Here is a 14,072-nt window from a genome sequence, read left to right on the forward strand (position 1 = left end):
TTATTCAAGGCCTTCTTTTAACACACAAAGAAGGTGAGCAAGACCCTGCTCACCGCTACTTCTGTGGTTCTTCCTTATAATCGCATTCCACGCATTGGACTTGTATGCCTTTTTTGAGTTTTTTCTCGACGAGCATTTTTCCGCATTTCGGGCATTTTCGTTCAATTGGTTTGTCCCATGATACGAATTCACAGTCCGGATAACGGTCACAGCCGTAAAACACCCGTTTCTTTTTCGATTTTCGCTCAACAATGTTTCCTTCTCCGCAGCTCGGGCACTTCACACCAATTTGTTTCACAATCGGTTTCGTGTTCCGGCAGTCAGGGAAGTTGGAGCAAGCTAAGAATTTACCGTACCGTCCCATTTTATATACCATTGGAGAACTGCACAATTCACAATCCTCTCCAGCATACTCTGGTTCAATCTCAACTTCCTTCATTTCCGATTCGGCTTTTTTCACGCGTTTTTCAAAATCGGTGTAGAAATTATCGATAATCTTGACCCATTCGGTATTTCCTTCTTCAACATGATCAAGATCTCTCTCCATTTTAGCTGTAAACTCAACGTTAATGATCTCAGGGAAAAACTCCATGATCAAGTCAAGAACGATCTGACCTAATTCAGTCGGAACGAAACGTTTATTATCCAATGCCACGTAGCCGCGCCGCTGAATAGTATCAAGTGTCGGAGCATATGTGGATGGACGGCCGATACCGCGTTCTTCAAGGGTTTTAACAAGCCGGGCCTCAGTATATCGCGGAGGCGGCTGGGTAAAATGCTGCTCAGGTTCTATATCTTTTGATAATACCGTGTCGCCTTCTTGTAAGTCAGGCAGCATCCGGTCTTTTTCTTCCATTTGATCGTCTTTTCCTTCAACATACACCTTCATAAACCCGGAAAACTTGACTTTACTTCCATTTGCACGAAATGTCAAACCGTTGTTTGTCAGGTCGACACTCATTGTATCGAGAACAGCCGGTGCCATTTGGCTGGCAACAAAACGCTCCCAAATTAATTTATACAGTCTCATTTGGTCTCTGCCGAGGACTGCTTTTAATTCACTTGGTTTTCTAAGAACTGATGTCGGCCGAATTGCTTCGTGGGCATCCTGGGCATTTTCATTCTTTTTCGCAGGCTTCCGTTTTCCGCCTAGGAACTCTTTTCCATATGTCTGATCAATAAATGCAGCTGCTTCATCAACAGCCGTATTTGAAATACGGGTTGAATCCGTTCTCATATACGTGATCAGCCCAACCGTTCCTTCTCTTCCTAAATCAATTCCTTCATATAATTGCTGTGCAATCATCATCGTTTTTTTCGCTCTGAAATTGAGCTTGCGAGCCGCTTCCTGCTGCAGGGTAGAAGTGGTAAAAGGCAAAGCAGGATTACGTTTGCGTTCCTTTTTGGTTACTTTTTCAACTGTATATTGATTCCCTTTGAGCTGAGAAAGAATCTCTTTTACATCAGCTTCGCTATTTAAAGGAAGTTTTTTGCCGTTTTTCCCGAAAAAGCTCGCTTCAAAGGTTTCTTGACCTTTTAAGAATGTACCGTCAATTGTCCAATATTCCTCAGGCTTAAAGTCGTTAATCTCTTTTTCACGGTCAATAATCAAACGGAGGGCAACGGATTGCACGCGTCCTGCGCTAAGCCCTTTTTTGACTTTTTTCCATAAGATCGGACTGATTTTATATCCGACAAGCCTGTCTAAAATACGTCTCGCTTGCTGTGCATCCACTAAATCCATATTGATCATGCGGGGATGCTTAAACGATTCCTTAATAGCGTCTTTTGTAATTTCGTTAAACACCACACGGCAGTCTGAGTTGAGATCTAAATCAAGACTGTGTGCCAAATGCCATGCAATCGCTTCCCCTTCTCTGTCGGGGTCGGCTGCGAGATACACTTTTTTGGCTTTTTTCGCAGCCGTTTTCAGCTCTTTTAATACCGGGCCTTTACCTCGAATGGTAATATATTTCGGTTCAAAATTCTGTTCTATGTCAACTCCCATTTGACTTTTTGGAAGATCCCGGACATGTCCCATTGATGCTTTTACTTTATATTTTTTACCTAAGTAACGTTCAATCGTTTTCGCCTTAGCGGGCGATTCCACGATGACTAGATAATCAGACATTTTCATCCCCCTCAAGAGGTGTTCTCTCTCTTTTCAAGATATTTCAATTTTATTTTTGCAGCTGTCTTTATTTGGCTTTCAACATTTCATTCTTTATCATGAACGTCATTAATTAAATAGAAAACAATATGCAACTTTAAATCCTCACTATTATTAAATATTACAATACCGTTTGTCAAACGATAATTCAAAAGGGTTCCGTATATTGAACGTTTCTCTCAGGAAGTTCCTCGAAAATATCCTCTGCTGACCATATGGCTTTAGCCCCCTGCTGGATCAGTTTTATAGGACCTCCGGCGTAAGGGTCAAACAATGAACCGGGTACGGCAAATACCTCTCTCCCTTGTTCCAATGCTTGATAGGCAGTAATCAGCGAACCGCTTTTTTCTTTGCCCTGAACGACAATAACGCCTTCACTTAGTCCGCTGATAATACGGTTTCTCATAGGGAAATGCCATTTTTGGGGTTTAGTTTCAGGTGGGTGCTCTGACAGCAGGATATGGTGTTTAGCCATGTGATCTGCTAACTGAAGGTTTTCTCGGGGATAAATGTGCTGAAATCCGCCTGCAATGACGCCAATTGTCCGCCCCTTCGCCTTAATACTTGCAGCATGGGACATTCCGTCTATCCCAGACGCCAGTCCGCTGACAATCACCCAACCTTTACGACAGATCTCTTTTGTAAGATGATTGACAACTTGTTTCCCATAAGCTGTTGGATTTCTTGTCCCTACAATTCCAATTTTTCTCCCTTTCGAAAGAAGAGTCATATCACCTTTTGCAAACAGTACGGCGGGGGGATCATAAATGCTTTTAAGCCAGAAAGGATATTGCTTTGAAGAAATAGGGATGGTGTTAATGCCTTGCTCACGATAAGCAGCAAGTACACGCTGGAGCTTTGGATAAAGTTGTTCTATTTCGTTTTTTAATGCAGCTGCTTTTATTTGATCACGAGTAACCGTTTGTAACACAGGTGATGTCAGCGACATAGACGGATCGGCTTTCCACCATTTTAATAGAAGGGATGGGGATAATAATTGATTGATCCTGCAAATCGTTAGGCAGGCAGCGGCCTGATCCAATAGATTGACCTCCTTTTGTTAGAAAAAGCAGGAACAGCCTTGACGGCTGTCCCTTTTTTATTAATGCGTTTTACAAGTTTCGAACAAGTTCTTCTCTTTCAGCACCTTGATTAAGGTTTCACCCATGACAGAAGGTGTCTCTGCAACTTCGATTCCGCATGCATTAAGGGTTTTGATTTTTTCATCAGCTGTCCCTTTTCCGCCGGAAATAATGGCGCCTGCATGCCCCATGCGCTTCCCAGGAGGTGCTGTTTTACCGCCGATAAAACCGACTACCGGTTTTGTCATGTTGGCTTTTACCCACTCTGCCGCTTCCTCTTCGGCCGTACCGCCGATTTCGCCAATCATGATGACTGCGTGTGTGTCAGGATCTTCGTTAAACGCTTTTAAAACGTCAATAAAGTTTGTTCCATTTACAGGGTCGCCGCCGATTCCAACAGCTGTAGATTGCCCTACACCCGCTTCTGAGAGCTGGTGCACCGCTTCGTATGTTAATGTTCCTGAACGTGATACAACGCCTACATGACCCTTTTTATGGATGTATCCGGGCATAATGCCGATTTTACACTCTTCAGGCGTAATGACACCAGGACAGTTCGGCCCTATCAGTCTCGTTTTCTTGCCTTCCATGAAGCGTTTGACCTTCACCATATCCAAAACCGGGATATGTTCTGTGATACAAATCACGAGATCAAGCTCCGCATCTACCGCTTCCATAATCGCATCAGCTGCAAACGGTGCGGGCACATATATAACAGACGCGTTAGCGCCGGTCGTTTGAACTGCTTCAGCCACTGTATTAAATACAGGAACACCTTCCACTTCTGTTCCGCCTTTTCCAGGTGTTACACCGCCAACGATATTTGTGCCGTATTCGAGCATCTGCTTCGTATGAAATAAAGCGGTAGAACCTGTAATCCCTTGCACAATAACTCTTGTATCTTTATTAATGAAAACACTCATTATTTGGTCCCCTGCCTTTCATTCTTTCTTAAACTAAGGATACGATTTTCTGCGCGCCGTCAGCCATTGATTCCGCAGATGTAATGTTTAATCCTGATTCACTAAGGATTTTCTTCCCTAGATCCACGTTTGTGCCTTCAAGACGGACGACAAGCGGCAATGTCAAACCAACTTGTCTAGTCGCTTCAACAACCCCTTCTGCGATGACATCACATTTCATAATGCCGCCGAAAATGTTGACAAAAATCCCTTTAACGTTTTGATCAGAAAGAATGATTTTAAATGCTTCCGTGACTTTTTCCGCGGTTGCACCGCCGCCCACATCAAGGAAGTTGGCCGGTTCTCCTCCATAATGCTTGATAATATCCATCGTAGACATTGCAAGTCCCGCGCCGTTTACCATACAGCCGATATTTCCATCAAGGGAAATGTAGCTTAGATCATATTTGGACGCTTCAATTTCTTTCGGATCTTCTTCATCCAAATCTCTGTATTCCATAATGTCCTTTTGTCGGTACAACGCATTGCTGTCAAAATTCAATTTTGCATCAAGCGCCATCACATTTCCGTCGCCAGTCACAACAAGCGGATTGATTTCGGCGATTGAGCAGTCTTTCTCAACAAACGCTTTATATAGTCCAAGCATAAATTTAGCAGCTTTTCCCACGAGCTCTTTTGGAATATTAATAGCGAATGCAATTTCTCTGGCTTGATAGCCTTGAAGGCCAACAGCCGGATCAATGACAGCTTTTTTGATTTTTTCTGGTGTTTTCTCCGCAACCTCTTCAATTTCCGTTCCGCCTTCTTCAGAAGCCATTAAAACGATTCTTGAAGTGGCGCGGTCAAGCACTAGACCGATGTAATATTCTTTTTTAATATCGCAGCCTTCTTCAATAAGTAAGCGTTTTATTACTTGGCCGTCCGGACCCGTCTGATGTGTAACTAGGGTCTTCCCTAATAGTTCTTCGGCATACGCTTTTACTTCGTCTAATGATTTTGCTATTTTTACCCCACCAGCTTTGCCTCGACCGCCAGCATGAATTTGAGCCTTTACGACATAAACCGAGCTGGATAAGCTCTTTGCACTCTCAACTGCTTCTTCTGCTGTAAAAGCCACTTTACCTTCAGGAACAGATACCCCATATTTTCTGAGGACTTCTTTTCCCTGGTACTCATGGATATTCATTTCCCATCCTCCTAACTTATGTAACAAAACTAAAATAGACTGCGCTTTCATTCTATAATAATACTGGAAGAATTGTCTACAGTTCGATGCAAAATCTTTTAATCCTTCTAAACATTCAAACTTTTACTTTATTAAAAACATAAATTTCAAAGAAGGATGGGGAATATTTTAGCTATTTTTTGTTTTTTACGCTTTCGTCCAATTTGTAAATGAATGAAAAAATCTCGGCTACCGTTTCATAAAGAGCTTCAGGAATTTGATCATCTACCGTCAAATGGCGCATTAATTCGACAAGGGTCCGATCTTCTTGAATCGGGACCCCTGCTTTTTTCGCTTCTTTGATAATGTTGTCAGCTACATGGCCCTTCCCTGTGGCAATCACTCTCGGCGCCTTGTCTTTTTGTTCGTCATAATGGAGAGCAACAGCTTTTCTGATCGGTGTCTGCTCTTTCATATTTTCACATCCACTTCCTGATCACTGATACTTGTTATATATTGATCGATTGAAGCCTTTTCTTCGGTGTGAACCCTTTTTTTAGCGTTTACCCCTGAAAGGCTGTACCCCATTTCCTTTAGCCCCTGTTTAAGCGCGGGCACCATCGGATCGATCGCAGCCTGCAGCTCGAAATCAGTCTCTATTGTAATGGTCATGACTTTTTGCTGTACCAAGCAATCAACGACGGTTTCTTTTAGTGTATCAAGCTGCAGCAAAAACAAAAGGCGGCAATGGGAAGGATCAAGCTTTCCATCCGCTTCTTTCTTTCCTTTAAACAGAACAGTCATGTCCTGAACCCCTGACTTCGAAAACATCGGAAATGACATTACAATTTGGCTGTATGATGGATGGTCCTGCTGCATGAAAAGCTGGCCATTTAATTTATGAAAAAGCTGATCGGCTTCTTGTTTGACTGGTTCGGCTACCTCATGCGATGCTCTTAAGGCAGAAAGAGCCAGCTTGATGGATTGCATTTCGCCAGATGTGACTGCGCTTCCTTGTTCAAACGCTTTAATGAACGCAACCTCGTCCCTTGCGCCGATTGCCGTTTTCACTTTGGATAAGAAAGAAAGAACATCTGCCTTATCCGCCAAATGGGGTGCTGTCTGCTGAACAGCCTTTAAAAAGACTTCGGCTTCCTGGTCTGTGACTTGTGCCGCTTGTAAAACTGCTGAAGCTGCAAGTGACTTACTATCACCCGATGAAGCAGCCGCTTTAATCCAATTTGCTGCTACTTTCACAATTTGGAGACTGTTTTTTTCAGCAGATTCCGTCAGCTTCACCAGCAGCTGGCGGGCTTCTTTAATTGGAATGTCTGCTGCTGTTTTAACAGGCTCTTCTTGTATGCTTCTATGTTCTGCTGTGTGATTTGCAATCGGCAGGCTGGCTTTTCCGGGGGAGCCAGCTGGTGTGCTAAGCTCCCTGCTTCCAGCTGTATTCGTCGGAGAAGGTGCTTTCGTATTGTCGGTTAAAGAAATAAGCTTATCAATCAGCCGTTCTGCATGGACATCGATTTCACTATTTAAAAGCACCGTAACTGCTTCCTTTAGCTTTGACATCATTTGGCTCTGCTGAGGGTTTTGGTCGATTGCCTGTAGCAGCTGGGATACGTGCTGATGCAACGGAACAGGCGATTTCACAGCGTGAACACCATTCAAAATCTCGGAGTGAATGGGAAGATCACGCTTTAAAGCGAAGAGAACCGTTTCAACTGCTTTTTTTGTGTCTTGCGAAGGCAGCGTGTCCATCCAGCGGACAGCTGTTTTGATATCATTTTCTGTTACGGGTGTTTTGCTCTTCAGCATCGCTCCTGTCATCATGAGAGCTGCGTTTGACGTCTTCACTGACATGGCATTTAAAAGCTTGCCAGCTGCATCCTGAATGGTTTTAGGATTTTGATCAAAGCTTTGAACGACCTGAAGACGGCCTGTTTGCTCTGCCGTTTTTTTTTCGTAGGAAAACCAATAGTATGCCTGAGGACGAAGCTGGGTTTCAAGTTTTCCCTGAACAGTTTGATTGCCGACTTGGATCAGGGCATGCTGATCTCCTAGTAAACGAAGCACTTTTCCTAAGAGGAGACGCTTCTCCCCGTTTAGCGCTTCGTTTACTTTTGATGTTTCCTGCGGGACGGCTGTACGCCCGAAAAGGTGCTGCAGAGCCTTTTGCACATCATTTCGTATGTTCATTTTAAATAGGTGCCTCCTTGTCCATGGTGATTTATCTGAAAGATTGAACAGGAGCGAAAGTTTTGCGGTGCAATTCAGTTGGGCCGTATGCAGCGAGAGCTTCCAAATGTTCTTTTGTCCCATAGCCTTTATTTTTTTCAAAGCCGTACATGGGATACGTTTCGGCATAAGCGCTCATCATTCGGTCCCTCGTCACTTTTGCGATACACGCACCTGCCGCAATAGACACGCTTTTGGCATCGCCTTTTATAATTGACGCCTGAGCCGTGTCGAGCGGAAGTGTCATTGCGTCAACAAGCAAATAATCAGGTGTAGCCGACAAATCTTGTATCGCTTTCACCATTGCCATTTTTGAAGCTTCATATATATTGATCTCATCAATCACAGTAGCTTCTACAATTCCTATCCCGACCGCCAGTGCTTCCTTCATAATAAGCTCGTAATATTCCTCGCGTTTTTTCTCTGAAAGCTTTTTGGAGTCTGTCAGCCCAAGTATTTCACATTCCTCTGGAAGGATGACTGCGCTGGCGACAACTGGTCCTGCCAATGGCCCCCGGCCGACCTCGTCAACACCTGCAATCAAGCGAAATCCTTTGTTTCTTGCCAGCCTTTCATAGGAAGTCATATTCACCCATTGTTCTTTCAGCGCTTTTTCTTTCGCTTGCTTTTTAAGCCATTGCTCTACAAGCGTTTGAACGCTTTTTCTCGGGTCGTTTTCGCATTGGGCAATAAATGGGTCTCGTGCATCCTTCACTTCCTGCAAACGGTCTTTAATGTCCTTTACGGTTAATGTATTCACTTTCTCTTCTCCCTTACTGTATGTATCGGTTCAGCCAAGAAAAAATAAAGACCCGCATTTCTGCGCGCCTTTACATCGTCGGCTGTTCAAATGACAGCCTGCCGAACTTTTCAGTGCGAATATCGCGAATGATGACTTCAGTCGTCTTATCATAGTTAATGAGCCCACCGCTCATGAGACAGCCCCGCTTTTCACCTATTGCATCAAACAGCTCGGCAATGTCCTCTGGGATCTCCTCAAGGCCATAACGCTCCTTGAGCCGTTCTGGGTAATGTTCTTCGAGAAAACGAAGACCAAACACGGCCACGTCCTGCAAATTGATAATCGAGTCTTTAATAGCCCCGGTGACTGCCAGTCTCAAACCGACAAGCTCATCCTCAAATTTAGGCCACAAAATTCCCGGTGTATCTAATAGCTCTAATTCTTTCCCAACTTTGACCCACTGTTGAGAGGTCGTAATACCAGGTCTGTCTCCCGTTTTTGCTATGTTTTTCTTTGCAAGCCGGTTGATGAGTGTTGATTTTCCGACGTTTGGAATACCGATAATCAAAGCACGAATCGCTCTCGGCTTCACACCTTTCGCACGCATCCGGTCAAATTTTTCTTGGAGGATCTCTTTTGATGCAGGCACAATTTGATTTAACCCTTGTCCATTTACAGAATTAATAGACAGAGAGCGGATCCCCTGCTTCTCAAAGTGCTCTTTCCACTGCTGTGTAACTGCCGCATCTGCTTTGTCAGCCTTGTTTAACAGCATAATTCGCGGCTTGTTTTTTAGAATATCTTCAATCATTGGGTTTCTTGATGACATTGGAATTCTGGCATCTACCAATTCATATACGATATCGATTAATTTTAATTTTTCGGTTACTTCCCTTCTTGCTTTTGCCATATGGCCCGGGAACCATTGAATTGTCATGTGACACGAACACCGCCTTTATCTTCAGTATGCATGATTCATTGTTGTCCTTTATGTATTTTACGATGCCTGTCCGGCATTTTCAAATTCTGTATAAAAAAAGAGCTTGTTACAGGTAACAAGCTCTTTTCGTTCGTTATCATTATCGTCTGATCTCTTTAATACGAGCCGCTTTTCCGCGAAGTTCACGCAGGTAGTAAAGTTTAGCACGGCGTACTTTACCGTAACGTACAACTTCGATTTTCGCGATTTTTGGTGTGTGTACTGGGAAAGTACGTTCAACGCCAACACCGTAAGAAATCTTACGAACTGTGAACGTTTCGCTGATTCCACCACCACGACGCTTAATCACAACACCTTCAAAGATCTGGATACGCTCACGGTTACCCTCAACAACTTTAACGTGTACACGTAAAGTGTCACCAGGACGGAACGCAGGAAGATCAGTACGAAGCTGTTCTTTTGTGATATCTTCAATTAGTTTTTGCATCGTTTTCAACTCCTTCCAACAGATGCTCTTGGCCACAAAAACCGGCACAGCGGAACATCGTTTTCAAGCTTGCAGCGGATAAGCCCGCTTAAGCCACAAGTAGTATCTTATCACAATTTCATAGCCTATGCAATAAAATCTATTCTTTTTCCCATTCAGAAATCCACTTTCTTTGCTGCTCTGTAAGCGGGTAGTCTTTCAACAGATCCGGACGTCTTAGGTAGGTCCTTCTGATCGATTCTTTATTCCGCCATTCTTCAATTTTTGCATGGTTTCCTGACAAGAGTGTTTCAGGCACTTTTAAACCTTTGTAATCTGCCGGTCTTGTATAATGCGGGTGCTCTAAAAGTCCGGTGCTGAAGGAATCCTCAATATGGGAAGCCTCTTTACCCAGTACACCCGGAAGCAGTCTGACCACACTGTCTGCGATCATCATTGCAGGGAGCTCACCGCCCGTCAGAACAAAATCGCCAATTGATATTTCATCCGTTACCAAGTGCTCGCGAATGCGTTCATCATAGCCTTCATAGTGGCCGCAAATGAACAGCAAATGCTCTTCCTTTGCTAATTGCTCGGCTTTTTTTTGGGTAAAACGCTCACCTTGCGGGCATACGAGGATAATACGCGGAGCAGCGGCTGCCTTTGATGTCAGGTCCTCGACCGCGTCAAAAACAGGCTGAGGCTTGAGAACCATGCCTGCCCCGCCGCCATAAGGATAATCATCAACAGTATTGTGCTTGTTATCAGAGTACTCCCGGAAATTTACGACTTGAAACTGCACCGCATCTTTTTCCTGGGCTTTTTGAAGAATTGATGAGCCGAGCACGCCTTCAAACATTTCGGGAAACAGCGTCAAAAAGTCGATTTTCATTCGTCTATTAACCCTTCCATGAGTTCAATCTCAATTTTCTTTTCCCTGACATCGATATGTTTGACCACTGATTCAATGTAAGGAATGAGTGCGTCTTTTTTTCCTTTTCGTCCGATGACCCAAACGTCATTGGCTCCAGGCGTCAAAATTTCTTTGACCTTTCCGATGAGTTCGCCTTCTTCAGTAAATACTTCACACCCAATAATTTCGTGGAAATAAAATTCACCCTCATTCAGCTCTCCTAATTCTTCTTCAGGAACTTTAATGATTGCGTTTTTCAGCTCTTCTACTTCATTTAGGTTTTGTCTTTCTTTAAACTGCAGGAGATGAAATTGCTTATGCAGTCTATGTGTGTTTACCGTTACCTCCACTGGTTCGTTACGGCCGTCCATAAACAAATACAGCGTGTTTCCCGGCTTGTATCGTTCTTCGGCAAAATCTGTTTTTGAAATCACCCGCACTTCGCCTTTGATTCCGTGGGTATTTACGATTTTGCCTACGTTAAACCATCGCTTTGTCATATGATCACCTCTGGCGAATTTCAATTACTTTTCCGTCTTTTATGACGATGGTGTTCGCTGCTGTTTTCTCATGCCAGTCATCCCCGGCTTCAATCGTCAGCAGCGCATCGACTTCCTTTTCTTTCAACTCACTGCCAAGCGGCAATGTATGTACTTGGGCAATTTGAAAATCGATGATTTTTATATCATCTTTTCGCTTTTCTATTGCCTTTTTAAATTGTTCAATCATATCAGGGTTTTGCTGTTCTTTCTCATGTTTTCTAAGCTGAAAATAGAGCTGGCTGCATTCTCGTTCAAGCATTTGTTTCTTTTCGGCAAAAGAAGCTAAAAGCTTTTCTTTGCTGCGCTCGGTTAAGACTTGCATAACGGCTACACGGTGAATAATTTGCATCGCACCAAGCTCCCCGCTTTTAAAACTTTTACTCGCCCAGACTTTTCTATTTTGCCTAAGCTTCTATCAGTTTACCCTTTTTTTGCGTGTAAAAAAAGGGGAGGTGCCGGCCCTCTCCCTTTTAGTCAAATATTTCAAATTGAACTTTCTTAGAAGACTGTGCGCCAGCTGCAAATACAGCTGTTCGAATCGCTTTTGCAGTCCGGCCTTGCTTTCCGATAACTTTACCGGTATCTGACTTATGGACAGATAAGCGCAGCGCAATCTTTTGATCGGTTTCTTCTCTTATGACGCGAATGTCATCTGGATGATCAACAAGCGGCGTCACAATGTGGACAATCAAATCTTCCAAGTGTTGATCAGTCATTACTTGCCTTGTTTAGCGTTGTGGAATTTTTCCATGATTCCTTGGCTAGAGAACAAGTTGCGAACTGTATCAGATGGTTTCGCTCCAGTTTGAAGCCATTTAAGAGCAAGCTCTTCGTCAATTTTTACTTCCGCTGGTTTTGCAACCGGGTTGTAAGTTCCGACTGTTTCGATGAAACGGCCGTCACGTGGTGAACGAGAATCTGCTACAACAATACGATAGAAAGGAGATTTTTTTGCTCCCATACGTTTTAAACGAATTTTTACTGCCATTTTACTAGCACCTCCGAAAATATTTCAACAAGATAGTATATTAACAATGATAAAAGTGTTTGTAAAGTGTTTTTTCTTAACAACGGTTTTATCATGTATAACCGATTACATAAAAGGTAGCTTAAACCCTTTTTTCTTGCCTTTTGACATGTTTGTCATCTGCTTCATCATTTTTTTCATTTCATCAAACTGCTTAAGCAGACGGTTGACTTCCTGTACGGATGTCCCGCTTCCTTTTGCAATCCGCTTCCGCCGGCTGGCATTGATGATATCCGGCTGTTCTTTTTCAAGAACAGTCATTGATTTAATGATTGCTTCCACATGATTCAGCTGTTTTTCATCAACTTGGATGTTTTTCAGGCCTTTCATTTTACCTGCACCCGGCATCATTTGCAGAAGCTCATCAAGCGGCCCCATGTTTCTGACTTGCCCGAGCTGCTCCAGAAAATCGTCCAATGTGAAGCTCATCGTTCTCATTTTTTGTTCCAGCTCTTTGGCTTTGTCTTCATCAACGCTGGCCTGTGCTTTTTCAATCAATGTCAGCACGTCGCCCATGCCGAGAATCCTTGATGCCATGCGTTCAGGGTGGAACGGCTCTAACGCATCAAGCTTTTCGCCCAAACCTGCGAACTTAATTGGCGTGTTTGTGACAGCGCGAATAGAAAGCGCAGCCCCGCCGCGTGTGTCTCCATCCAGCTTAGTTAACACAACACCGGTTAAACCGAGCTGTTCATTAAAGCTTTTGGCAACATTCACAGCGTCCTGACCGGTCATTGAATCGACAACCAGGAAAATTTCTTCCGGATTCGCGATTTCTTTGACGTTGGTCAGTTCATCCATCAGTTCATGGTCGATATGCAAGCGGCCTGCCGTATCCAAAATGACATAGTCATAATGTTCTTCCTTGGCTTTCTCAATAGCCTGTTTAGCTATTTCTACAGGACTGACCTGATCGCCAAGAGAGAAAACAGGCATATCAAGCTGTTTGCCGAGTGTTTCCAGCTGTTTAATTGCGGCTGGGCGGTAAATATCGGCAGCAACCAGCAGCGGTTTGCGATTATGCTTTTTGCGCAGCAGATTCGCAAGCTTACCGCTTGTTGTCGTTTTACCGGCACCTTGGAGACCGACCATCATAATAACAGTCGGCGGCCTTTTTGCGACGGCGATTTTGCTCTCTTCGCCGCCCATCAGCTCAGTCAGTTCCTCTTTAACAACTTTAATGACCTGCTGGCCGGGCGTCAGACTTTTCATGACGTCTTGGCCTACAGCGCGTTCACTTACTTTTTTGACAAAATCTTTGACTACTTTAAAGTTAACGTCAGCCTCAAGCAGCGCAAGACGAACCTCACGCATCATATCTTTTACATCTTGTTCGCTGACTTTCCCTTTTCCGCGGATTTTAGAAATCGTCTGCTGCAGTCGGTCGGCTAATCCTTCAAATGCCATAGTTTGCCGCCTCCTAATCTAATTTCTCAAGCGCTTCAATCAGAGCTGTAATTTCTTCCTCTTCTTTTGAACCGGAAGCAAGCTCCTTCAGCTTATTAAACATCTCTTTACGCTCCTGAAACTTTTTCAAAAGGAGCAGCTTATCTTCATATTGTTCAAGCATCGCTTCTGTTCGTTTGATGTTATCATAAACAGCTTGTCTTGAAACCTCATATTCTTCGGCTATTTCGCCTAGGGAGAAATCGTCCAAATAATAAAGCGACATATAGCTCTTCTGTTTTGACGTCAACAACGACTGATAAAAATCAAACAGATAATTCATTCTCGTTGTCTTTTCGAGTGACATTTGAGCTCTCCCCTTTGTTAAGTCAAATCCCTTTACGATAACTTAGTTTACACGGTTTTGTTGAGACTGTCAAGTTTTTATCTTGTCAAAGCATTGATTGTTTTTTCC

16 protein-coding genes are annotated in these 14,072 nt (G+C 43.6%); all 16 read right to left on the bottom strand.

The window, feature by feature from the left end:
- Positions 1-55: 55 nt before the first annotated feature.
- On the bottom strand, positions 56-2,131 hold the full coding sequence (gene topA / locus NYE22_RS13600; protein ID WP_003245599.1) for a type I DNA topoisomerase: 2,076 nt from the start codon (positions 2,129-2,131) through the stop codon (positions 56-58).
- A gap of 187 nt (positions 2,132-2,318) precedes the next feature.
- Complete coding sequence (dprA, locus tag NYE22_RS13605; protein WP_015715882.1) at positions 2,319-3,212, bottom strand: DNA-processing protein DprA; 894 nt, start codon at positions 3,210-3,212, stop codon at positions 2,319-2,321.
- A gap of 60 nt (positions 3,213-3,272) precedes the next feature.
- Positions 3,273-4,175 (bottom strand): succinate--CoA ligase subunit alpha, encoded by a 903-nt coding sequence (sucD, locus tag NYE22_RS13610; protein ID WP_024572248.1) that lies wholly within the window; start codon positions 4,173-4,175, stop codon positions 3,273-3,275.
- A 28-nt stretch (positions 4,176-4,203) separates the two neighbouring features.
- Positions 4,204-5,361: an ADP-forming succinate--CoA ligase subunit beta gene (sucC, locus tag NYE22_RS13615; RefSeq protein WP_003244732.1), complete on the bottom strand. Its 1,158-nt coding sequence runs from the start codon at positions 5,359-5,361 to the stop codon at positions 4,204-4,206.
- 172 nt (positions 5,362-5,533) lie between these two features.
- On the bottom strand, positions 5,534-5,815 hold the full coding sequence (locus tag NYE22_RS13620) for a FlhB-like flagellar biosynthesis protein (protein ID WP_003232001.1): 282 nt from the start codon (positions 5,813-5,815) through the stop codon (positions 5,534-5,536).
- Positions 5,812-7,542 carry a hypothetical protein gene (locus NYE22_RS13625; RefSeq protein WP_161985993.1) on the bottom strand — a complete coding sequence of 577 codons (1,731 nt, stop codon included), beginning with the start codon at positions 7,540-7,542 and terminating at the stop codon, positions 5,812-5,814. Before NYE22_RS13625 ends, NYE22_RS13620 begins: the two co-directional genes overlap by 4 nt.
- 31 nt (positions 7,543-7,573) lie before the next feature.
- Positions 7,574-8,341, bottom strand: a complete 768-nt coding sequence (rnhB, locus tag NYE22_RS13630; protein ID WP_021479299.1) for a ribonuclease HII — start codon at positions 8,339-8,341, stop codon at positions 7,574-7,576.
- 70 nt (positions 8,342-8,411) lie between these two features.
- The gene (ylqF, locus tag NYE22_RS13635) at positions 8,412-9,260 is read right to left on the bottom strand and encodes a ribosome biogenesis GTPase YlqF (RefSeq protein WP_021479300.1); all 849 of its coding nucleotides are present in this window, start codon (positions 9,258-9,260) and stop codon (positions 8,412-8,414) included.
- 142 nt (positions 9,261-9,402) lie between these two features.
- Positions 9,403-9,750 carry a 50S ribosomal protein L19 gene (gene rplS, locus NYE22_RS13640; RefSeq protein WP_003220825.1) on the bottom strand — a complete coding sequence of 116 codons (348 nt, stop codon included), beginning with the start codon at positions 9,748-9,750 and terminating at the stop codon, positions 9,403-9,405.
- A gap of 139 nt (positions 9,751-9,889) precedes the next feature.
- Positions 9,890-10,621, bottom strand: coding sequence for a tRNA (guanosine(37)-N1)-methyltransferase TrmD (gene trmD, locus NYE22_RS13645; protein ID WP_003232011.1), 732 nt, complete (start codon positions 10,619-10,621; stop codon positions 9,890-9,892).
- Positions 10,618-11,142, bottom strand: coding sequence for a ribosome maturation factor RimM (rimM, locus tag NYE22_RS13650; protein WP_003232013.1), 525 nt, complete (start codon positions 11,140-11,142; stop codon positions 10,618-10,620). The genes trmD and rimM overlap by 4 nt, the downstream gene beginning before the upstream one ends.
- Before the next feature lie 4 nt (positions 11,143-11,146).
- Complete coding sequence (locus tag NYE22_RS13655; protein ID WP_014476793.1) at positions 11,147-11,533, bottom strand: YlqD family protein; 387 nt, start codon at positions 11,531-11,533, stop codon at positions 11,147-11,149.
- A gap of 121 nt (positions 11,534-11,654) precedes the next feature.
- Positions 11,655-11,900, bottom strand: coding sequence for a KH domain-containing protein (locus NYE22_RS13660; protein ID WP_014476792.1), 246 nt, complete (start codon positions 11,898-11,900; stop codon positions 11,655-11,657).
- The gene (gene rpsP / locus NYE22_RS13665; protein ID WP_003220815.1) at positions 11,900-12,172 is read right to left on the bottom strand and encodes a 30S ribosomal protein S16; all 273 of its coding nucleotides are present in this window, start codon (positions 12,170-12,172) and stop codon (positions 11,900-11,902) included. The genes NYE22_RS13660 and rpsP overlap by 1 nt, the downstream gene beginning before the upstream one ends.
- A 105-nt stretch (positions 12,173-12,277) precedes the next feature.
- Positions 12,278-13,618, bottom strand: a complete 1,341-nt coding sequence (gene ffh / locus NYE22_RS13670; protein ID WP_161985992.1) for a signal recognition particle protein — start codon at positions 13,616-13,618, stop codon at positions 12,278-12,280.
- A 13-nt stretch (positions 13,619-13,631) separates the two neighbouring features.
- The gene (locus NYE22_RS13675; protein WP_021479302.1) at positions 13,632-13,964 is read right to left on the bottom strand and encodes a putative DNA-binding protein; all 333 of its coding nucleotides are present in this window, start codon (positions 13,962-13,964) and stop codon (positions 13,632-13,634) included.
- Positions 13,965-14,072: the final 108 nt, after the last annotated feature.

This window comes from Bacillus sp. FSL K6-1560 (assembly GCF_038592935.1).
In the GTDB taxonomy this organism is placed as follows: Bacteria; Bacillota; Bacilli; order Bacillales; family Bacillaceae; genus Bacillus; species Bacillus subtilis.

Coding starts and splice junctions, on each gene's coding strand:
- NYE22_RS13625 (WP_161985993.1), bottom strand. CDS start 7,542: ATGAACATACGAAATGATGTGCAAAAGGCTCTGCAGCACCTTTTCGGG.
- ylqF (WP_021479300.1), bottom strand. CDS start 9,260: ATGACAATTCAATGGTTCCCGGGCCATATGGCAAAAGCAAGAAGGGAA.
- ffh (WP_161985992.1), bottom strand. CDS start 13,618: ATGGCATTTGAAGGATTAGCCGACCGACTGCAGCAGACGATTTCTAAA.
- sucC (WP_003244732.1), bottom strand. CDS start 5,361: ATGAATATCCATGAGTACCAGGGAAAAGAAGTCCTCAGAAAATATGGG.
- topA (WP_003245599.1), bottom strand. CDS start 2,131: ATGTCTGATTATCTAGTCATCGTGGAATCGCCCGCTAAGGCGAAAACG.
- NYE22_RS13660 (WP_014476792.1), bottom strand. CDS start 11,900: ATGACTGATCAACACTTGGAAGATTTGATTGTCCACATTGTGACGCCG.
- NYE22_RS13655 (WP_014476793.1), bottom strand. CDS start 11,533: ATGCAAATTATTCACCGTGTAGCCGTTATGCAAGTCTTAACCGAGCGC.
- sucD (WP_024572248.1), bottom strand. CDS start 4,175: ATGAGTGTTTTCATTAATAAAGATACAAGAGTTATTGTGCAAGGGATT.
- NYE22_RS13620 (WP_003232001.1), bottom strand. CDS start 5,815: ATGAAAGAGCAGACACCGATCAGAAAAGCTGTTGCTCTCCATTATGAC.
- rimM (WP_003232013.1), bottom strand. CDS start 11,142: ATGACAAAGCGATGGTTTAACGTAGGCAAAATCGTAAATACCCACGGA.
- rpsP (WP_003220815.1), bottom strand. CDS start 12,172: ATGGCAGTAAAAATTCGTTTAAAACGTATGGGAGCAAAAAAATCTCCT.
- rplS (WP_003220825.1), bottom strand. CDS start 9,750: ATGCAAAAACTAATTGAAGATATCACAAAAGAACAGCTTCGTACTGAT.
- trmD (WP_003232011.1), bottom strand. CDS start 10,621: ATGAAAATCGACTTTTTGACGCTGTTTCCCGAAATGTTTGAAGGCGTG.
- NYE22_RS13675 (WP_021479302.1), bottom strand. CDS start 13,964: ATGTCACTCGAAAAGACAACGAGAATGAATTATCTGTTTGATTTTTAT.